The organism is Parasphingomonas puruogangriensis, from assembly GCF_036663635.1.
In the GTDB taxonomy this organism is placed as follows: Bacteria; Pseudomonadota; Alphaproteobacteria; order Sphingomonadales; family Sphingomonadaceae; genus Sphingomonas.
On the sequence record NZ_JAXOJI010000001.1, the window covers coordinates 918,380 to 938,747 of the forward strand.

Genomic DNA, 20,368 nt, shown 5'->3' on the forward strand with positions numbered 1-20,368 from the left:
GGTTAGGCGGCACTCAAAGGGCTCGGCATCGCCGCGACGAACGCGCGGACGAGGTGGGCGGAATTGCTTGCGGCGAGGCCCATGAAGGTCAGCATCTGGTTTGTACCGGCATCACCGCCGGCGAGATCGGAAACACTGCGGAACACGACAAACGGCACTTGATTGGCATAGGCCACCTGCGCCACGGCGGCGCTTTCCATATCGACTACCCGCGCTTCGTAGACGTCGGCCAGATATTGGCGATAGGCAGCATTGTCGACGAAGGCCGGGCCGCTGACACCATTGCCGCCGAGGATCACGGCCGGCTGATGATCGAGGCAGTGCGGCTCTTGCCCTGCTTCGGCGGACAGGCAGCGTTCCAGCTGTACATCGGCCCCTACCCGCCCGGCCAATGCGACCAGATCGGGGTCGGCCTTGAACCAGCGGCGCTCGACGACGGGATCGTCGGCATTGCCAACCAGCACGTCGCGCGGGAAAAGCGCGCCGTGGCCGGGGAGGTCGGTGCCGCCGGGCAGCCCGGTCGGCGGGTCGAAGCCATCCGCCGTCTGGCGCGCATAGGCGACTTCGAAATTCTGGCCCCATTTTTGGGGCACGCAGACGTCGCCAATGGACAGTTCCGGATCGACCCCGCCGGCGATGCCGGAGAAGACAATGCTTGTGACGGCGAAGCGATCGATCAACAACTGCGTGTTCATCGCCGCATTGACCATCGAGATGCCGCTTTGCAACAGCACGACCGGCTTGCCGGCGAGCGTGCCGGTGAGGATCGTCAGGCCGTTGATGCGGGTCTCGTGTGGGGTCTCGACGCTGTCGACCAGGGCGGCCCATTCCGGCGGGAAGGCGGTCATCACGGCGATGCGGGGCTGGGAGTCGCGCTTTTCGGTCATGGGCGAGCGATGGCGGGGAAAGCGCTGCGCAGCAAGCGGGTGAGTTGGCGCTTATCTCCCCCTTCGCTTCCCCGGCGGAGGCCGGGGCCCAGTCGAAATGGCAGAGGTTACGTCGCGCAGCGCCATGTTTTCTTCTGTTTCCCGACTGGGCCCCGGCCTTCGCCGGGGAAGCGCGATCGGGAGAGTAGAATGCCCCCGTCCATGCTAGTCAGCCCAAAAGCAGGAGAGCCGGCATGTCCAAATACGAACTCGACGGAAAGCGTCCCACCCTCGCGCCTGGCGCCTGGATCGCCCCTAGTGCCGACCTGATCGGCGACGTCCAGTTGGGCGAGGACGCCAATGTCTGGTTCGGTGCGGTGATCCGTGGCGACAACACGCCGATGATCGTCGGGCCGCGCAGCAACATCCAGGAAGGCGCCATGTGCCATTCCGATCCGGGTGCGCCGCTGACCATCGGTGCCGATTGCACGATCGGGCATCACGCCATCCTGCACGGCTGCACGATCGAGGATCGCGTGTTGATCGGCATGGGCGCGATCGTGCTCAATCGCGCGGTGATTGCCGCAGGATCGATCGTCGGCGCGGGCGCGTTGGTCACCGAAGGCAAGACTTTTCCCCCCGGCAGCCTGATCGTCGGCAGCCCGGCGCGCGCGGTGCGGCAGCTCGACGATACCGCGCAGGCGATGCTGCTGGTGTCGGCGCAGCATTATGTCGAGAAAGCACATGCCTGCGCCACCGGGCTGAAGCTGGTCGAGTGACTGGACAGTGATATCGGTTGCGCTATGAAACGTAGTCATGACCTTACCCGCCATCCTGCAAAACCTGCGGCTGCCGATCGTCGGCTCGCCGCTGTTCATCATCTCCGGCCCCGACCTAGTCATCGCCCAGTGCAAGGCCGGAATCGTCGGTTCGTTCCCCGCGCTGAACGCGCGGCCGCAGGCGCAGCTCGACGAATGGCTGCACCGCATCACCGAGGAACTGGCGGCATGGAATCGCGATAACCCGACGCGCCCCGCCGCGCCGTTTGCGGTCAACCAGATCGTGCACAAATCGAACGAGCGGCTCGAGGCGGATCTGGCGACCTGCGCCAAATGGCAGGTGCCGATCGTGATCACCTCGCTCGGCGCGCGCGAAGATCTCAACACCGCGGTGCATGGCTGGGGCGGGATCGCGTTGCACGACGTGATCGACGATCGTTTCGCGCGCAAGGCGATCGAAAAGGGCGCCGACGGGCTGATCGCGGTCGCCGCCGGCGCCGGCGGCCATGCCGGGCGGCTATCGCCCTTCGCGATCATCCAGGAAATCCGCCAATGGTTCGATGGCCCGCTGGCGCTGTCGGGATCGATCGCCACCGGCGACGCGGTGCTGGCCGCGCTCGCGATGGGCGCCGATCTGGCCTATATCGGGTCGCCGTTCATCGCCACGACCGAGGCCAATGCCGAGCCGGCGTACAAGGATTCGATCGTCGCCTCCAAGGCAGCGGACATCGTCTATTCCAATCTGTTTACCGGCGTGCACGGCAATTATCTGCGTAGTTCGATCGCCGCCTCCGGCATGGATCCGGACAATTTGCCCGAAGGCGATCTCAAGACGATGGATTTCGGCACCGGCAACGGCGCCAAGCCCAAGGCGTGGAAGGAAATCTGGGGATCGGGCCAGGGCATCGGCGCGGTCACCGCGATCGAATCCGTCGCCATGCGGGTCGATCGGATGGAGCGCGAATATCTGGCGGCGCGGGCGCGATTGGCGCTGTGATCGCCGCCTGCCCCCATTGCCAAGGGGGCTAAAAGCTCAGAACGCCGTCGCCAACCGGTCGAGCATCGACCGCGCCGGGCTGGCCGGTACGGCCGACGCGGTCTGCGATTCATCCAGCCGGGCGACGCGCCGGTACAGATCGACGCTCGAGGCGATCATCGTGCCCGCCTGATGGGGCATCGCCGCGATCGCCGCGGGATCGCTCGTCGGCGCCGGCCCTAGTCGCCGCGACGGATCGAGCGCATCGCTGATGCGCAACTCGCCGGCATCCACCGCGCGCTGCGTCAACAACCAGGCAATGACGTGCATCAACCGCGTCGTGACTTTCAGCGATTCACAGGAAAAGGCCACGCGCGCCATCGGATCGAGCAATTCACGCTCCAGCCGGCCGGTTTCATCGAAATAGCTCCGTGCTTCGTCGGCAAGCACCATCGCCTCGACATACAATGTGTCGATCAAGCGGCGTTTCATGCGCGATCCTGTGACGAGCCCCCTCATGCGCCAAAAATGCCATGGTGGAGCGGTTAACGACAGTGGCTAAGCAACAATAATTCATGGTCCGCTGTGCCAAAGCGGATCAGGCGATGATATCAGGCACCAATTGATCCTCGAGCATGCCGATCTCGTCGCGCAGCCGCAGCTTGCGCTTCTTCAGCCGGGCAAGTTGCAACTGATCGCTCGACCCGCTCTCGATCAGGGCGGCGATCGCCGAATCGAGATCGCGATGCTCGGTGCGTAGCATCTCGAGCCGCTTGGCAAGCTGCGTGTCGTCCATCGATCCCCCACTCCGGGACCGACCTTAGCGCATCGCGCGGCCGCGGCGAACGCCCAAAACGGTTTGACGGGAAAAACCGTTCGTGCCGTCGAATGTGCGACAAACGCAGGGAGACAATTAACTTGTGATATGTTTTCCTGAATCCCCCGCACAGGACCTGAAGGAGGATTGCTTCGATGCAGACCGCACATTTCTCAGCCCTTGAAGCCAAACATGCCGGCCTCGACCGTCAGATTGCCGCCGAAGCGCAGCGCCCCCTGCCCGACACCGCGGCGCTTGCCGCCCTGAAGAAACAGAAACTCCGCCTCAAAGAGGAAATGACCGCGCAATAGCGCCGGCGCCTCGCACGGGGATCACCCTCGTGCGGGGATCCGCAACCGGCTTAGCGGCGCGGCGATAGCGGCTTTACGAATACTTTCGAGGCGATATGCACGCCACCCTTGGCTGCGCCGCTGACCGGCTTGCGCGCCATCATCGGATCGATCGGGCTGACAAAGGCGATGCCGACCCGACCCGCCGCCGACCAGGCGATATGGCCGGTGACCCAGCCGATGCCGCGGACATCCACTTCCACTTCCACGCCCTGGGGCAGGCCGGTGGGCAATTCGGCCATCAAGCCGCCGGTCGACAGATTGCGCACGCGAACTTGCTGCGCCGTCGCGCTGCCCGCCACGCGCAGATCCGCCATCAGAAACAGGCTGTCGCGCGATTCGGAGCGATTGCGCGCGGGATCTTCCGCGGCAAGGCCTTCAAAGGTATCGTGAGGAAATTGGTCCATTAGAATGCTCGAGCCGACCTCCGTTCGGCACCTTATAGACCGGAAATAGTCTCTAAGCGCTTAACGCTGCCCCGTAACGATGCGTGAACCGCCGCCCGATCAATCCTCGCGCGACACTTTCTCGTTGCGCTCGTGCCGCTCCTGCGCCTCTACCGTCATCGTCGCGATCGGCCGCGCTTCCAGTCGCGCCAGGCTGATCGGTTCGCCGGTCACTTCGCAATAGCCATATTCGCCATCGTCGATGCGGCGCATCGCGGCGTCGATCTTGGAGATCAGCTTGCGCTGACGGTCGCGCGTGCGCAGCTCGATCGACCAATCCGTCTCGCTCGACGCGCGATCGGTGAGATCCGCCTCGCGCAGCGAATCGACCTGCAATTGCGATAGCGTGCCCGCGGCTTCGCGCAGGATCGCATCTTTCCATGCCTGCAGCTTGTCGCGGAAATATTCCGCCTGCTTGGGGTTCATGAATTCTTCGTCGGGACCGGGGCGATAACCACCCTGGTCATTGGCCGGAGCCATCGACTTTTCGGATTCGTCCAATCGATTCAAGACCGTCGCCATCCCACTCTCCCCGACGATGAAACGGGCGCTTGTGCGCCTCTTGCCCATCGTGTCTGCCCAACCCCTTGATGAAGGCGCCTATAACGGGGCGCCACGCATCCCACAAGCAATCCCGACACAAGCTGGATCAAGTGTGATGGTGCGGCCCTAATCACGCCCGCGTTGCAGTTTCGTGAACCGCGCTCGGCGGCACCGTCGCCTTTTGGGGTGGCGGCAAGGCCCGATGCTGTTAACGGGCTTGGTTAATGGCGGGCATAATAACGGCATGGCCCGTCCCATCGCGGCACGGTAACCATGTTACCGGCGTTGGCATTGGGAAAATCCCTGCTATTGCGGCGTAATTCCTGGTTAACGTGCTTGAACTTAATCGTTTGTTCGGCACTTTAGCGAAATAGCGGCGGCATAGCTGTTGATCAATCGGCGCAGTATTCCTGCAGCCGTTTAGCGAGAGAGTGACATCATGTCAGTGCGGATGGCCTTGGCGAAATTATGCGCGTGCACCTGTGGCGGCGCGCTGATCGGCGGCGGTGCAGTGCATGTCGCGGAGGGCGCGCGATCGCGCCAGGCGATCGCCCAGAAGCAGACCAAGCGCGTCGTGCGCAAGGTTGCGGCGGTGAAGCGTCCGGTCAGCCGGGTGCGCCGAGTCGTCACGCAGACGCGCGCTGCCTGCCCGCCGGCAGTGGTCACGGTGACCAGCCAGGGCGCGCCGATCCCGCTGCCCCCGGTGGCCTATGCTGGCCTGGGCTCGAGCGGTGAGATCCCCATCGTGTCGGGCGGCGGCAGCGGCGGCGGGCTGGCCGTGATCGGCGGCAGCGGCGGCTTTAGTGGCGGCGGCGGCGGGTTCGGCGGTGGCTTTGGCGGCGGCGGCGGCGGGTCCGGCGGCGGCAGCATCGTGGTGTCGTCGACCGGTGGCACCAATATCGACATCGACAACAATAACGAACAGCATCAGGACCAGGATCAACACCAGGACCAAGAGAACAACAACAATAATAACAACAATAATAACAATAATAACGAAAACAATAACAATAATAATAACGAGAATCACAACAACAATAATAACAATAACAACAACCATAATCACAACGAAAACAACAACTGGCCGATCCCGCCGAAGCCGCCCAAGCCGCATCCCGGCCCCGGTCCGCATCCGGGCCCGCCCGTGCCGCCCGGCCCCGGCCCGTCGCCGGTTCCGGCCCCGCCGATGGTGTTGCTGTTCGGCGCGGCCGCCGCAGCCCTGGTGGCGCGCAAGCGGTTTACCAAGAAGACCGTGCTCGCCGTCTAACGGCGGACAGATCGGTCGATACGACAAGGGCTCCCGCCGCAACGGGAGCCCATTTTTGTGACCGGGACCGGCGCGCCGGTCAGGCGGCCAGCAACAGCTTTTCGATCTGGTCGATCGGATGGCCGGTCAGATCCTTGTCGAGCTCGCCGGTCAGGCGCTGGCTGACTTCCTTGTGATAATGTTTGCGCAGTTCGCCCAGCGTGCGCGGCGGGGCGATGATGATCAGCGAATCGAAATCGTTCTTCAACGCGCGGCGCTTGAGCAGGTCGGCGGTTTCCGCGGCGAAGCGATTCTCCTCGAGCTGGTGGAAATCGACCTCCTGCATCGAATTCTGCCCGCCGCCGACGCTCGACGAGGACCGGCCGGCATGATCGGATTTCTGCTCGCCATCGCTGGGATTGTCCTGCTCGACCGCCCGTTCGACGACGAGGTTGAGATGCACGGCATCGCCCTCGTTGCGGAGGAACAGCATCTTGCGACCATCGGCGACGACGACGACGGACTTGTGCGCGACCTGCATAGAATATCCTTTTTTTGTTGATCTGTAGGAAGGGTAACGCCTCGTATGCGGCCTGGGTTGCGCGGGGCTGGCCGCGACGGCATAGCCCCGCCCATGCATGATATCCGCCAGATCCGTGAAAACCCGCAAGCTTTTGACGCCGCGCTGGCCAAGCGTGGCATCGCGCCATCGGCGGCCGAGCTGGTTGCGCTCGACGAACGCCGCCGCGCGTTGATCACCGAGGCACAGATCGGCCAGGCGCGGCGCAACGAGGCGTCCAAGGCGATCGGCGCCGCCAAGGCGCAGAAGGACGAGGCCACGGCGAGTGCGCTGATGGCGGAAGTCGCAACGCTCAAGGAGCGCTTGCCGGCCGTCGAGGCAGAGGAAAGGACGCTCGGCGATCAGCTGACCGGGCTGCTCGCGGCGATCCCCAATTTGCCGCTCGGCGACGTGGCGGAAGGGGCGGACGAGGATGACAACCAGTTCGTCCACGAACGCGGCGCCCCGCGCAGCTTTGCCTTCGCGCCCAAGCTGCACGACGATATCGGCCCGCCGCTCGGGCTCGATTTCGAGACCGGCGCAGCGATGTCCGGCGCGCGCTTCACCCTGGTACGCGGCGCGGCGGCCAGGCTGCACCGCGCGCTGGGGCAATTCATGCTGGATACGCTGACCTCCAGCCACGGCTACGAAGAATGCGCGCCGCCCCTGCTGGTCAAATACGACACGCTGTTCGGCACCGGGCAAATGCCCAAATTCGCCGAAGACCTGTTCAAGGCGGGCGACGATCACTGGCTGATCCCCACCGCCGAGGTCAGCCTGACCAATATCGTGCGCGAGCAGATCCTGGCCGCACAGCAATTGCCGCTGCGTTTCACCGCGCTGACCCCCTGCTTCCGGTCCGAAGCCGGGGCGGCCGGGCGCGATACGCGCGGCTTCATCCGCCAGCATCAGTTCGAAAAGGTCGAGATGGTCTCGATCGTCACGCCCGACGCGTCCGAAGCCGAACATGAGCGCATGACTGCCTGTGCCGAAGGGCTGCTCGACGCGCTTAGCCTGCCGTTCCGCCGCATGAAACTGTGCACCGGCGACATGGGCTTCACCGCGGCACGCACCTATGATCTCGAAGTATGGCTGCCGGGCCAGGCGCGCTACCGCGAGATTTCGAGCTGCTCGACCTGCACGGATTTTCAGGCGCGGCGCATGAATGCGCGCTATCGCCCTGAGGGGGAGAAGGCGACGAAGTTCGTGCACACGCTGAATGGCTCGGGGCTGGCGGTAGGGCGTACGCTCGTCGCGGTGCTGGAGAATTACCAGCAGGAGGATGGATCGGTGGCGATTCCGGACGTGTTGCAGCCGTATCTGAAGGGGCTCAACCGGCTGGAGCCGGCATGAAAAGAGATATGGATTTAGTAAGGGCAATTCTTCTCGCCGTTGAAGCGAAGGATGGTCCCGAAGGCGTTTGGATGGAAGAGGCCATTGTTCCGGAACATCCCGATACGTCGGAGCGTCGGAAACATTTCATCACGATGACTGAGGCGGGGTTCTTTTCGTGTGAGCCGACACGGAGCAAGACGAATCCAGATCGCATTTACAACGTGCTGGTTTTTGATCTGAGCTGGAAAGGACACGAGTATCTAGACGCGATACGTGATCCAAAGGTTTGGAAGAAGACAAAAGCGGGGGTTCAATAAAGTGGGTGGCGCTGGCTTTGACTTTGTAATTGAAGTGGCAAAATCAATCGCGCGCAGTGGCCTTCGCGAAGCTGGGCTAACGATAGGATCCTGATGCGCATTCTGATAACCAACGACGATGGCTATCATGCGCCGGGGCTGAAGATCCTCGAGACCATTGCCGCCGCCTTTTCCGACGACATCTGGATTGTCGCCCCGGCCGAGGAGCAATCCGGCGCGGGCCATTCGCTGACGCTGAGCCGGCCGATCCGCGTGCGCAAGCATGGCGAGAAGCGCTATGCCGTCGCCGGCACGCCGACCGATGCGGTGATGATGGCGCTGGCGCGGATCATGAAGGACAGCCCGCCGGACCTGATCCTCTCCGGCGTCAATCGCGGCGCCAACCTGGCCGAGGACGTGACCTATTCGGGCACCGTTTCCGCCGCAATGGAAGGCGCGCTGGCCGGCGTGCGCTCGATCGCGCTGAGCCAGGTCTATGCCCGCCAGGGCATGGGCGATACGGTGCCGTTCGAGGCGGCCGCGGCGTGGGGCGAGCGTGTGCTGCGCCCGTTGATCGATGCGCCGCTCACGCCGCGCACCTTAATCAACATCAACTTCCCCGCAGGCGCTGCCGCTGCGGTAAAGGGCGTTCGCGTCGCGCATCAGGGGTTTCGCGATTATGGACGGCTGCAGGTCGACACGCGGCGCGATCCGCGCGGCTACGACTATCACTGGTTCTCGCTCGGGCCGGTGATCCAGACGCCGGCGCACGCCACCGATCTCGAAGCGGTGGCCGACGGCTATGTCGCGGTAACGCCACTGCACCTTGACCTGACGCACTATGCATCGTTCGATATGCTTAACGCCGCATACCGATAGGATACCACATGGGGGCAAGCAGCAGGTTTCTGGGGATGGCGGCGGCCTTGCCGCTGTGCGCCTGCATACCCGGCGGGGGCGACCGCCCGGCGCCGCGGGCCGACTATCCGCGCTACGATCCGCCGCCCCAGCAGCGCCCTGCCAATGACGAGGTGGTCACCTTGCCGAGCGCGCCGCCCGCCTGGCAGGCACGGCCGGTGGTCGCCGATGCGCGCCAGATCGACGCGACGAGCTATAATGTGCGGCCCGGCGACACGCTGCGCGCCATTGCCGAGCGCACCGGTGCCGGTTCCGAGGCGATCGCACGGGCCAACGGCATCCCCCCGCCCTACACGATCCGCGTCGGCCAGCGGCTGGCGATCCCCGCCGGGCGCTATCATCTGGTCCGCGCTGGCGAGACCGGGATCGCCATTGCGCGCGCCTATGGCATCGATTGGTCGCGCATCGTTACCGCCAACGATTTGAGCGAACCCTATGTGCTGCGCGTCGGCATGCGCGTACTGATCCCGGGCACCGCCCCGGGCCGCACCAGCATGGAGGAACGCGCGTCCGCGTTTCGGCTCGACGTCGACGATCTCGTCACCGGCAGCAGCCCGGCGATCGCCCTGACCGAGCGCCCGGCCAAGGCCACGGCGTCGGCAGCGCGCGTGCTGCCCGCCACCACGCCGGTCGCCGAGCCGACGCGGTTCAGCGGCGCGTTCGTGTGGCCGGTGCACGGCAAGGTGGTCGGTCGCTTCGGCCCGGGCGCGAGCGGCGAGAAGAATAACGGCATCAAGATCGCGGTGCCGCTCGACACGCCGATCAAGGCCGCGGCCGACGGCGTCGTCGCCTATGCCGGGGATGAGATCGCCGCTCTGGGCGGGCTGGTGATCGTCAAGCACGGCGGTGGCTGGACGACGGTATACGGCCATGCCAGCAAATTGCTGGTGCGGCGCGGCCAGGCCGTGAAGCGCGGCCAGACGATCGCGGAATCGGGGGATTCGGGCTTCGCGGATCGCCCGGAAGTGCATTTCGAAATGCGCAAAGGGCGGACGCCGGTGAACCCGTTGCCGCAATTGCCGGGGGTTTAACGGCAGCACCAAAAGCCAAGGCGCTTCCCCGGCGAAGGCCGGGGCCCAGTTGGGAAGGTGGTGGTACCTTAGCGCAGCGCACGACATCCGGCGTTCCGCGACTGGCCCCAGCCTTCGCCGGGCAAGCGTAATGGCGCGTGACGGCACCGCAAGGCAGGTAGTGCATTTTGGACGGCGCATGCTAACCGCTGCTACCATGACCGAGCACACCTCCCCCCTCCTGCGCACGCTCGCCGAGCGCGGCTATATCCACCAGACGACCGACGCGGCGGCGCTCGATACGCTCGCCAACAAGCAGATCGTGCCCGGTTATATCGGTTTCGATCCGACCGCGCCGTCGCTGCATGTCGGCAGCCTCGTGCAGATCATGTTGCTGCGTCGCCTGCAGCAGAGCGGGCACAAGCCGATCGTGCTGATGGGCGGCGGCACCGGCAAGATCGGCGATCCGAGCTTCAAGGACGAAGCGCGCAAGCTGCTCGGCCATGACGGCATCCAGGCCAATGTCGCCTCGATCAAGCGCATCTTCGAACGCTTCCTAGTGTTCGGTGACGGGCCGACCGATGCGGTGATGCTCGACAATGCCGAATGGCTCGATGCGCTGGAATATATTCCGTTCCTGCGCGACGTCGGCCAGCATTTCTCGGTCAACCGCATGCTGAGCTTCGATTCGGTCAAATTGCGGCTCGATCGCGAGCAGTCGCTCTCATTCCTCGAATTCAACTACATGATCCTGCAGGCCTATGATTTCCTCGAACTGTCGCGCCGCGCCGGCTGCCGGTTGCAGATGGGCGGCAGCGATCAATGGGGCAATATCGTCAACGGCATCGAGCTCGCGCGGCGCATGGACGGCGCGGAAGTGTACGGCATCACCACGCCCCTGATCACCACCGCCGATGGTGGCAAGATGGGCAAGACGATGTCGGGCGCGGTCTGGCTGCATGAGGACCAATTGCCGCATTTCGATTATTGGCAATTCTGGCGCAACACCGATGACCGCGATGTCGGCCGCTTCCTCCGGCTGTTCACCGATCTCCCGCTCGACGAGATCGCGCGGCTCGAGGCGCTGCCCGGCGCGGAAATCAACGAGGCCAAGAAAATCCTCGCCAACGCCGCGACCGCGATGTGCCGCGGGCAGGCGGCGGCGGACGAAGCGGCCGAGACCGCGCGGCGCACGTTCGAGGAAGGCACGGCGGGCGGCACGCTGCCGACCTTCGTCGTGGCCGGCGAGATCAGCATCGTCGATGCGTTGATCGGGATCGGTTTCGCCAAGTCCAAAGGCGAGGCGCGGCGGTTGATCCAGGGCGGCGGCGCGCGGCTGGGCGGGGAGAAGGTCGAGGACGAGGCGAAGCTGATCACTGTCGGGGCCGAGCCGGTGCCGATCGCGGCGGGCAAGAAAAATCACGGGCTGCTGATCGCCGGCTAGCCGCTATTGACCCCGTTTCGGTTTTACATGGCTTCTTTTTCCTAACAAATTTTGGTTAGCGCGGCGCTAAGCTCGTTCTTTCCAACCTGCTTCACACCCGGCTCATAGGCTCGCCGCAGGATCATTGCGGGGATCATATGGCGTTAGACAATACGGCCTGGGCCGACCATCGCGCGTCGGTACGCGACGAAGTGCATTACCGCGCGCGAGCGCTGGGGCCGGATGCGCAGCACCTATCGCTGCTCATCGTCAACATTTCCGCACAGGGGCTAATGGCCCGGTACGATGGCGCCATGGCGGTCGGCGCCCGATTGCAGATCACCTTGCCGGTGGTCGGCGTGGTGGCAGCGGCGGTACGCTGGTCGCTCGGCGGGCGGATCGGCTGCGAGCTGGATGCGGCGGTGCCGCTGGCGCAATATTACGCATTGCTGGCGGCGCTCGAGCACCGGTAATCACTTCCGCCCCGTGCCGGGCGGGAATAGTTAGCCGCTGCGGAGCAACGCCACGCCGGCTTCGCGCTCGAATAGGTATAATGCCGTCCTGGCCGCCTGCCCGCGCGGCGCATCGAGGCCACCGTCGCGATCGATCAGCAGGCGTGCATCGTCGGTCGCGATCGGCAGCAACTCGCCGAGCATTTCCGGCGTGGCGATGCGGAACGCCGCTTCGCCCGATTGCTTGGTGCCGAGCAATTCACCGGCACCGCGCAGGCGCAGATCTTCCTCGGCGATGCGGAAACCGTCGGTCGTCTCGCGCATCAGCGCCAAGCGCGCGCGCGAGGTTTCGCTCAGCGCATTGCCGCGGATCAGCAGACAGTTCGACTTGCCGCTGCCCCGCCCGACGCGGCCGCGCAGCTGGTGGAGCTGGGCCAGGCCGAAGCGGTCGGCAGCTTCGATCACGATCAGGGTAGCGTTGGGCACGTCGACGCCGACCTCGATCACCGTCGTCGCGACCAGCACGCCGATGCGGCCGGCGGCGAATTCGGCCATCACCGCGTCCTTTTCCGCGCCCTTCATGCGGCCGTGGACCAGGCCGACGCGATCGCCGAAGCGGGCGCGCAAGGTTTCCGCGCGGTCCTCGGCGGCGGCGAGATCGCTCTTGGCGCTTTCCTCCACCAGCGGGCAGACCCAGTAAGCCTGGCCACCGTCGGACAGGTGCCGCGCGAGCGCATCGACCATGTCGGGCAGGCGATCCTCGGAAATGACGCGGGTCTCAATCGGCTGGCGGCCCGGCGGCATCTCATCGAGCATGCTGACATCCATCTCGCCGTAATTGGCCAGTGTCAGCGTGCGCGGGATCGGCGTGGCGGTCATGGCGAGCAGATGCGGCGCGGCTTTCGCCTTGGCCTGCAGCATCATGCGCTGGGCAACGCCGAAACGGTGCTGCTCGTCGACCACGACCAGGCCGAGATCCTTGTAGGTCACCGTATCCTGGAAGATGGCGTGCGTGCCGATCAGGATATGGATCGCGCCGGAGGCGAGGCCCATCAGCGTGGCCTCACGCACCTTGCCCTTGTCGCGGCCGGTGAGGATGGCGATTTCGACCGGCAAGCCGGCGAGCTGGCGGCGCAACGTCTCGTAATGCTGGCGGGCGAGGATTTCGGTCGGGGCGAGCAAGGCGCCTTGCGCGCCGGCCTCGACCGCCATGAGCAGCGCCATCGCCGCGACGAGCGTCTTGCCCGAACCGACATCGCCTTGCAGCAGGCGCAGCATCGGTTGCTCCTGGGCGAGATCCCCCTCGACCTCGCGCACCGTGCGGGCCTGGGCGCCGGTTAGTTGATAGGGCAATTTCAGCGCATCGCGCAGGCGACCGTCGCCGGCCAGCGCCCGGCCCCGCCGGGCGCGCGACGATTGCCGCACGAGCGTGAGCGCGAGCTGATTGGCGAACACCTCGTCATAAGCGAGCCGCTCGCGCGCCATGGCGTCGGACGAATCGGCGTGGATGCGGGCCAGCGCCTCGCGCCAGCTCGGCCAGCCGCGTTTGGCCAGCAGGCCGGGCTCGATCCATTCGGGCAGGTCCGGCGCGCGCTCCAGCGCCTGCTCGACGAGCTGCCCCATGCGGCGCGAGGTGATGCCTTCGGACAAGGGATAGATCGATTCGCGGGTGGCGACGTCCGGCGCTTCCTCGAGCGGCAGGCAGTAATCGGGGTGCACGATCTGCAGTTCTTGCCCGTACATCTCCAGCCGCCCCGACACGCGGCGCGGCTCGCCGATCGGCGCGAGCTTCTTGGCCCAGCCGGGATGGCCGCCGAAATAGACCAGGCTGACGAAATTGCCGAGCGCATCGCTGGCCTGGACGCGCGTCGGGCCGCGGCCGTTGCCCAAGCGATAGCTTTGCGGCGTCAGCGTGATGGCGATGGTGCGCCCGGCATCGGCCATGTCGAGCTCGGTGCGGGGCACGCGATCGATCCAGCCGGTCGGCAGATGGAAGGCGATATCGACGTTCCGGGCAAGGCCGAGCCGGTCGAGCGGCTTGGCCAGGCCCGGGCCGATGCCCTTCAGCGCCGTGACTTCGGCGAACAATGGATTGAGGATATCGGGCCGCATGACTATCTGTGTCCTCTAGCCTCACCCGGCGTGCGTTGCCAGACGCCCGCCGGGCAATTGCCGTTGGAGTTCGGATGGATCGCGAAACACGTCTCAAACGCCTGCACTACCGCGCGCATCACCGCGGCGTGAAGGAAGCGGATCTGCTGATCGGCGGGTTCTTCGACGCGCATGGGCGCGGCTGGGACGAGGCCGAGATGGTGCTGTTCGAGGAACTGCTGGAGGAACAGGACGTGGATATCATGGCCTGGGCGATCGGGACGGAAGTGGCGCCCGAGCGGTATCAGGGGTCGATCGTGACGGCGCTGAAGACGCTGAATTACGTGCCAATTGCTGAGTGACTCTGCGCCCTAATTAATCGAATCCTTCCCCGGCGGAGGCCGGGGCCCCGTCGCGAAGGTCGATGTTACTTCGCGTAGCGCTCTCCAACTTCTGTTCCGCGACTGGGCCCCGGCCTTCGCCGGGGAAGCGGTGACGGATGAAGCGGTGAATATGGAAACCGAATGCCCGACCTGAAGAAAATCCTGGCCGCGAAGAAGCCGCTGACGCTATCCGGCGTGCCCACCGGGTTCGAGCCGTGGCTGCTCGCCGATCTCGCCCGCGCAGCCCCTGCCCGCGCGGTGTTCATCGCGCCGGACGAAGTGGCGATGCGCGCCATTTCCGCGACCGCGCAGGTGTTCGCGCCCGAATTGGAAGTGCTAGCCTTCCCGGCCTGGGATTGCCTGCCGTACGATCGCGCCAGCCCGACGCTGAACGTGATGGCCGAGCGCATGGCGACGCTGCACCGCTTGCAGCAGCCGACCAAGAAGCCGCAGCTGCTCGTCACCACCGCCAACGCCGCGGCGCAGCGCACATTGACGCAGTTCCGCATCCGCCAGCTCGTCACCACGCTGGCGCCGAAAGCACGGATCGATCGCGACAAGCTGGCGATGATGCTGCAGGCCAACGGCTATGTCCGCGTCGAGACGGTGGCGGATTCGGGCGAGTTCGCGGTGCGCGGCGGCCTCGTCGATCTGTTCCCGAGCGGCGAGGACCATGCGCTGCGGCTCGATTTCTTCGGCGACGAGATCGAATCGGTGCGCACCTTCGATCCGCAGGACCAGCGCACCACGGGCCGCGTCGAAGGCTTCACGCTGCTGCCGGCGTCGGAGACGTTGCTCGACGAGGACAGTATCAAACGATTCCGCACGCGCTACCGCGAGCGTTTCGGCGCGACCGCGACCGGCGATCCGCTGTACCAGGCGATCAGCGAAGGCCGGCGGCTGGCGGGGATGGAGCATTGGCTGCCGCTGTTCGAAGACAAGATGGCCACCTTGTTCGACCATCTCGGCGACGGTGCCGTGGTGCTGCGCGACAGCGGCGTGATCGCCGCGGCGGAGCAGCGCTTCGAGGCGATCACCGATTATCACGGCAACCGGGTGAAGGCGCAGGTCAGCGATCCCGGCAGCTATCGTCCCCTGCCGGCGGATGCGCTGTACCTGACCGCCAAGGAATTTGCCGAGCGGGCGGAGGGGATGCCGACGCATCAGACGTCGCAATTCCATGAGCCCGAGAGCGCAACCGTGCTCGATTTCAACGTCGATGGACCGCGCGACTTCGGCGCGGAGCGCTCGGCTGGCGCGAACGTGTACGAGGCGGTGGTGCATCACCTGCGCACCGTCCAGCGCGACGGCAAGAAGCCGATCCTGGCAAGCTATTCGATCGGCGCGCGCGAGCGGCTGGCCTCGTTGCTGGCGGATCATGGCCTGACTGGCGCGGTCAAGGTGGATACGTGGCAGGAAGCGCTGGGAGTGACTGCTCCCCTCCCGCTTGCGGGAGGGGCTGGGGGAGGGCCTGTCGTCAAGCGCAAGGCGGGCGAGGATACAGGCCCTCCCCTAGCCCCTCCCGCAAGCGGGAGGGGGACAGGCAGCGTCGCGCTGTTGGTGCTCCAGCTCGATCATGGCTTCGCTACCCCTGACGTCGCGCTTCTCACCGAGCAGGACATGCTTGGCGACCGGCTCGTGCGCCGCAAGAAGCGCAAGAAATCGGCCGACGCCTTCCTCGCCGAACTGGCGATGCTCACGCCGGGCGATCTCGTCGTGCACGCCGATCACGGCATCGGGCGCTATGAGGGGCTGACCTCGATTCCCGTCGGCAAGAGCCCGCACGATTGCGTCGCGCTCACTTATGCCGGTGGCGACAAATTGTTTGTGCCTGTCGAGAATCTCGAAGTGCTGTCGCGCTACGGCTCGGACAGCGACGGCGCGAGCCTCGATCGCCTGGGTGGCGAGGCGTGGCAGCGCCGCAAGTCGAAGATGAAGGAGCGGATCCGCGAGATCGCCGGCGAGCTGATCGCGACGGCCGCGGAACGCGCGACGCGGCCGGCCGACGTGATCGAGGCGGACAGCAGCTATGCGCAGTTCGTCGATCGCTTCCCGTACGAGGAGACCGAGGACCAGGACCGCGCGATCAACGACGTGCTCGGCGATCTGAGCAAGGGCACGCCGATGGACCGATTGGTGGTCGGCGATGTCGGCTTCGGCAAGACCGAGGTGGCGTTGCGCGCGGCGTTCGCGGCGGCGATGGGCGGCCTCCAAGTAGCAATCGTGTGCCCCACCACCCTGCTCGCGCGGCAGCATTTCAACAATTTCACCGCGCGGTTCGAAGGCTTCCCGATCAATGTCGGGCGGCTGTCGCGGCTGGTGCCGGCGGCCGAGACCAAGGCGACCAAGGAGAAGCTTGCCGACGGGCAGATGGACGTCGTCGTCGGCACGCACGCGATCCTCGCCAAGTCGATCGACTTCAAGCGGCTGGGCCTGGTGGTGGTCGACGAGGAGCAGCGCTTCGGGGTCACGCACAAGGAGCGGCTGAAATCGCTCAAGACCGACGTCCACGTGCTGACGCTGACCGCGACGCCGATTCCGCGCACGCTGCAGATGGCCATGTCCGGCCTGCGCGAGCTGTCGGTGATCCAGACGCCGCCGGTCGATCGCCTGGCGGTGCGCACCTATATCATGCCGTGGGATCCGGTGGTGCTGCGCGAGGCGTTGCTGCGCGAACATTATCGTGGCGGGCAGAGCTTCTTCGTCACGCCGCGGGTGGCGGATGTGCCGGAAATCGAGGCGTTCATGCGCGATCATGTGCCGGAAGTGCGCGCTGTCGTCGCGCATGGGCAGATGTCGGCGACCGAGGTCGAGGAGCGCATGTCGGCCTTTTACGACAAGAAATTCGAGGTGCTGATCTCGACCACGATCGTCGAGAGCGGGCTGGATATTCCGAGCGCCAACACGATGATCATCCACCGCGCCGATCGCTTCGGCCTGGCGCAGCTGTACCAGCTGCGCGGGCGCGTCGGGCGGGCGAAGACGCGCGCCTATGCCTATCTGACCACGCCGCCCAACCGCATCGTCACCGAGACGGCGGAGAAGCGGCTGAAGGTGCTGTCCGATCTCGACAGCCTAGGTGCCGGGTTCCAGCTCGCATCCCATGATCTCGATATCCGCGGCGCGGGCAATCTGCTCGGCGACGAACAGTCGGGCCATATCAAGGAAGTCGGCTACGAACTCTACCAGTCGATGCTGGAAGAGGCGATCATGGAGGCCAAGGCCGGCGGCCAGCGACTGCGCCCGAAGGACTTTTCGCCGCAGATCACGATCGACGCGCCGATCCTCATCCCGGAGGATTATGTCCCCGATCTCGATCTGCGCATGGGCCTGTATCGCCGCCTCAACGATGTCGAGGACCAGGACGGCGTGGAAGCCTTTGCCGCCGAGATGATCGATCGCTTCGGCCCGCTGCCGAGCGCGACCGAGAATTTGATCCGCATCATCGAGATCAAGATGCAAGCCAAGAAGGCCTGCGTGTCGAAGATCGATGTCGGGCCGAAGGGCGCGTTGGTGACATTCCAGAACGATACGCCGCCCAATATCGAGGGGCTGCTCGCCTGGGTGCAGAAGCTCGATGGCGTGGCGCGGTTGCGGCCGGACAGCAAGCTGGTGGTCAACCGCGTGTGGGGCGATCCCAAGGCACGGCTGCACGGCGCGCTGCAACTGTCCAAGGGGCTGGCGCGGGCGGCGGGCTAAGGCGCGCGGTGCGCCCCTCTCCTTACGCTTCCCCGGCGGAGGCCGGGGCCCAGTCGCGATGGCCGAAATGACTACGCGCAGCGCCGGTTACATTCTACGCCACGACTGGGCCCCGGCGTCCGCCGGGGAAGCGATAGGGTGTTGGGCTATGGGGTAGCGCGCTCCATCAGGGCCGCCAGCGCCACGCTCGAAATGGCCTCCGAACACAGGAAGCCCTGATAATATTGGCACCCTTCCTTAGCCAATAGTTCGAGCTGTTCCTCCGTTTCCACGCCCTCGGCGATTACCGACAGCCCCAGCGAGCGCGCCATGTCGATCACGCCGCGCACCACGACGCGGTCGCGCACCGTGCCGGTAATGTCCTGCGCCAGCTTCTTGTCGATCTTGAGATAATCGAGCGGCAGCGACTTGAGATAAGCGAGGCTCGAATAGCCGGTGCCGAAATCGTCGATCGCGATGCGGCAGCCGGCCGAGCGAAACGTGGTCAGCAAGGTGGCGGCCACGTTGAGATCCTCGATCAGCCCGCTCTCGGTAATCTCCAGCGTCAGCCGCGTGCGCGGGAAGCCGCTGCTGTCGATGCGATCGAGGAACAGATCGGCAAAGCCCGGCCGCGCGATATCGCCCGCGGTGAGGTTGAGCGACAGGCGCAGACCCGCCAGGATCCGTGGCCAGGCGGCCGCGCGCTCCAGCACGATGCGCTGGATATGATCGGACAAGGCGATCTCCAGATCGGCGCGCGCGGCGGCGGCGAACAGCAGGTCCGCGCCGATCGTGCCGAGCGTGGCATGCTCCCACCGCGCCAGCGCCTCGACCCCGACGATCGCGCCATTGGCCATCGCCACTTGCGGCTGAAACAAGGTGTCGATCTCGCCATGATCGATCGCCGGGCCGAGTTCGGCAGCGAGGCGATCGATCGGCGCATCCTCCTCCCCCGCATCGGCGACGCGCAAGGTCGCACTGTCGGACGCCTTGGCATCGGCCAGCGCCTCGCTCGCCCGGCGCAACAGCGAAGCGGCATCGTCGCCCTCGCCGCGTTCCGCCATGCCGATGCGGCAGCCGAGCACGGCGATCGAATCGCCGACGACGAACGGCTTGGCCATTGCACCGACGATCCGCTCGACCGCGAGATCGATCCGGTCGCGTCCCTGATCGGTGGCGACGAGGAATTCCGACCCGCCCATGCGCGCGACCAAAGCGCCTTTTTCCAACGTCTCCGCCGCCGCCTGTTCGATCCGGCGGTGCGCGCCGCGCAGCAACGCATCGCCGGCCGCGCGCCCATAAGCGGTGTTGACCACTTCGAAGCGGTTGAGCGCGACGAGCACGGCGGAGAGCGGCCCGCCGGCTGCCAGCCGGCGCTCGACCCAGCGCCGCGCGCCGCCGGCATCACGGCCGCTGGCCAGCGCATCGCGCATCGCCGCGGCCGAATCCGGCGCGCTGCCCAGCGGCTCGACCAAGGCATCGATACGCTGCGCCTCGGGATCGTATTGCAAATGCTGCACGACCCGCCCGAGGCCATCGATATCGTGGGCAAATGCGGTGGCCGACCGCGTCGCCAGCCGGCGCAGTGCGAGCACCGCGGTGCGGCGCTCGGCTGCGTCCAACGCGCGCAGCACGATGCGCGGCGCGGTATCTTCGGCGAGCTGGAGCAGCTTCGCCAGCGCCGGGGTGAGTTGCATGGCGCCGGCGCGCAGATCGAGCCGCCAGCCCAGCGGATCGGCCGGCCCGGTCGCGCGCCAGTCGCCCGCCATGAGCGTTGCGTGGCGCCCGGCGAAGCGCACCGCCTGGACGAATTCCGCCTCGCTAAACGGGCTGGCGAGGAAATGCGTCGCGCCGGCATCGTAGAAATGCGGGATCGCCGCGATGTCGCCGCGCGACACCAGGGCCAGCATCGCGCCGCCGTTCGACCCGATCGCGCCGTCGAGCGCGGTGGCGGCGGCGAGCCCTTCAGTTAGTGCGCCGCGCGCATCGACCACCGCGACGGCCGACCCGCTGGCCAGGAAGCGACGCTCGGCCCCTGCCGCACGGCGCGCGGCGACGACCTGCCAGCCGGCCCCGGCGGCAAGCGCAGCCAGTTCATCACGCTGCCGGAACGACAATATGTATAACGGGGCCGGATTGACGTCGCTCACCCCGTAACAGTCCCCGTCGAAAATTGCCTTGGCACCGACTGTCACCTTCT

20 protein-coding genes are annotated in these 20,368 nt (G+C 65.8%); 12 read left to right on the forward strand and 8 right to left on the reverse strand.

The genetic code is table 11. The annotated features are described in order from the left end of the window. Positions 1–2 precede the first annotated feature (2 nt). Positions 3–887, reverse strand: coding sequence for a 5'-methylthioadenosine/S-adenosylhomocysteine nucleosidase (locus U1739_RS04600; RefSeq protein WP_332704431.1), 885 nt, complete (start codon positions 885–887; stop codon positions 3–5). A 233-nt stretch (positions 888–1,120) separates the two neighbouring features. Here U1739_RS04600 and U1739_RS04605 point away from each other — a divergent pair, with 233 nt between their 5' ends. Together U1739_RS04605 and U1739_RS04610 are read left to right on the forward strand one after the other, a co-directional pair. After that, positions 1,121–1,645, forward strand: coding sequence for a gamma carbonic anhydrase family protein (locus U1739_RS04605; RefSeq protein WP_332704433.1), 525 nt, complete (start codon positions 1,121–1,123; stop codon positions 1,643–1,645). 37 nt (positions 1,646–1,682) lie between these two features. Beyond that, positions 1,683–2,642 (forward strand): NAD(P)H-dependent flavin oxidoreductase, encoded by a 960-nt coding sequence (locus tag U1739_RS04610; protein ID WP_332704435.1) that lies wholly within the window; start codon positions 1,683–1,685, stop codon positions 2,640–2,642. A gap of 36 nt (positions 2,643–2,678) precedes the next feature. Here U1739_RS04610 and U1739_RS04615 read toward each other — a convergent pair whose 3' ends face one another. Both U1739_RS04615 and U1739_RS04620 read right to left on the reverse strand, forming a co-directional pair. Further along, complete coding sequence (locus U1739_RS04615; RefSeq protein WP_332704437.1) at positions 2,679–3,113, reverse strand: DUF1465 family protein; 435 nt, start codon at positions 3,111–3,113, stop codon at positions 2,679–2,681. A gap of 106 nt (positions 3,114–3,219) precedes the next feature. Then, positions 3,220–3,417, reverse strand: a complete 198-nt coding sequence (locus U1739_RS04620) for a YdcH family protein (protein ID WP_332704439.1) — start codon at positions 3,415–3,417, stop codon at positions 3,220–3,222. A 176-nt stretch (positions 3,418–3,593) separates the two neighbouring features. Between U1739_RS04620 and U1739_RS04625 the strand changes: the two genes are divergently transcribed. After that, positions 3,594–3,749, forward strand: a complete 156-nt coding sequence (locus tag U1739_RS04625; protein WP_332704441.1) for a YdcH family protein — start codon at positions 3,594–3,596, stop codon at positions 3,747–3,749. A gap of 50 nt (positions 3,750–3,799) precedes the next feature. Here U1739_RS04625 and U1739_RS04630 read toward each other — a convergent pair whose 3' ends face one another. Together U1739_RS04630 and dksA are read right to left on the reverse strand one after the other, a co-directional pair. Then, a complete protein-coding gene (locus tag U1739_RS04630) occupies positions 3,800–4,195 on the reverse strand; it encodes a PilZ domain-containing protein (protein WP_332704443.1) in 396 nt (131 codons plus the stop codon). Between the two features lie 99 nt (positions 4,196–4,294). Further along, on the reverse strand, positions 4,295–4,756 hold the full coding sequence (dksA, locus tag U1739_RS04635) for an RNA polymerase-binding protein DksA (protein WP_332704445.1): 462 nt from the start codon (positions 4,754–4,756) through the stop codon (positions 4,295–4,297). A 460-nt stretch (positions 4,757–5,216) separates the two neighbouring features. On the opposite strand from dksA, the gene U1739_RS04640 reads away from it, so the two are divergent. Then, positions 5,217–6,044, forward strand: a complete 828-nt coding sequence (locus U1739_RS04640; protein WP_332704447.1) for a hypothetical protein — start codon at positions 5,217–5,219, stop codon at positions 6,042–6,044. Between the two features lie 79 nt (positions 6,045–6,123). Here U1739_RS04640 and U1739_RS04645 read toward each other — a convergent pair whose 3' ends face one another. Next, positions 6,124–6,564, reverse strand: coding sequence for a host attachment family protein (locus tag U1739_RS04645; protein ID WP_332704449.1), 441 nt, complete (start codon positions 6,562–6,564; stop codon positions 6,124–6,126). A 93-nt stretch (positions 6,565–6,657) separates the two neighbouring features. On the opposite strand from U1739_RS04645, the gene serS reads away from it, so the two are divergent. From serS to U1739_RS04675, 6 genes are all read left to right on the forward strand, one after another. Further along, on the forward strand, positions 6,658–7,935 hold the full coding sequence (serS, locus tag U1739_RS04650) for a serine--tRNA ligase (RefSeq protein WP_332704451.1): 1,278 nt from the start codon (positions 6,658–6,660) through the stop codon (positions 7,933–7,935). Continuing rightward, complete coding sequence (locus U1739_RS04655) at positions 7,932–8,234, forward strand: DUF2513 domain-containing protein (protein WP_332704453.1); 303 nt, start codon at positions 7,932–7,934, stop codon at positions 8,232–8,234. The genes serS and U1739_RS04655 overlap by 4 nt, the downstream gene beginning before the upstream one ends. Before the next feature lie 93 nt (positions 8,235–8,327). Beyond that, positions 8,328–9,092, forward strand: coding sequence for a 5'/3'-nucleotidase SurE (gene surE, locus U1739_RS04660; protein ID WP_332704455.1), 765 nt, complete (start codon positions 8,328–8,330; stop codon positions 9,090–9,092). 8 nt (positions 9,093–9,100) lie between these two features. Beyond that, entirely contained in the window at positions 9,101–10,162 is a 1,062-nt protein-coding gene (locus U1739_RS04665) for a peptidoglycan DD-metalloendopeptidase family protein (protein ID WP_332704457.1), read from the forward strand. A 196-nt stretch (positions 10,163–10,358) separates the two neighbouring features. Next, positions 10,359–11,585 (forward strand): tyrosine--tRNA ligase, encoded by a 1,227-nt coding sequence (gene tyrS, locus U1739_RS04670; protein WP_332704459.1) that lies wholly within the window; start codon positions 10,359–10,361, stop codon positions 11,583–11,585. Positions 11,586–11,722: 137 nt separating this feature from the next. Continuing rightward, the gene (locus tag U1739_RS04675; protein WP_332704461.1) at positions 11,723–12,037 is read left to right on the forward strand and encodes a PilZ domain-containing protein; all 315 of its coding nucleotides are present in this window, start codon (positions 11,723–11,725) and stop codon (positions 12,035–12,037) included. A 30-nt stretch (positions 12,038–12,067) separates the two neighbouring features. On the opposite strand, the gene recG is transcribed toward U1739_RS04675, so the two are convergent. Further along, positions 12,068–14,128, reverse strand: a complete 2,061-nt coding sequence (gene recG, locus U1739_RS04680; RefSeq protein WP_332704463.1) for an ATP-dependent DNA helicase RecG — start codon at positions 14,126–14,128, stop codon at positions 12,068–12,070. Between the two features lie 74 nt (positions 14,129–14,202). Here recG and U1739_RS04685 point away from each other — a divergent pair, with 74 nt between their 5' ends. Together U1739_RS04685 and mfd are read left to right on the forward strand one after the other, a co-directional pair. Further along, entirely contained in the window at positions 14,203–14,469 is a 267-nt protein-coding gene (locus tag U1739_RS04685) for an FAD assembly factor SdhE (protein WP_332704465.1), read from the forward strand. Positions 14,470–14,631: 162 nt separating this feature from the next. Continuing rightward, positions 14,632–18,189 carry a transcription-repair coupling factor gene (gene mfd, locus U1739_RS04690; RefSeq protein ID WP_332704467.1) on the forward strand — a complete coding sequence of 1,186 codons (3,558 nt, stop codon included), beginning with the start codon at positions 14,632–14,634 and terminating at the stop codon, positions 18,187–18,189. Between the two features lie 146 nt (positions 18,190–18,335). Here mfd and U1739_RS04695 read toward each other — a convergent pair whose 3' ends face one another. Beyond that, complete coding sequence (locus tag U1739_RS04695) at positions 18,336–20,318, reverse strand: putative bifunctional diguanylate cyclase/phosphodiesterase (RefSeq protein ID WP_332704469.1); 1,983 nt, start codon at positions 20,316–20,318, stop codon at positions 18,336–18,338. Between the last annotated feature and the right edge of the window lie 50 nt (positions 20,319–20,368).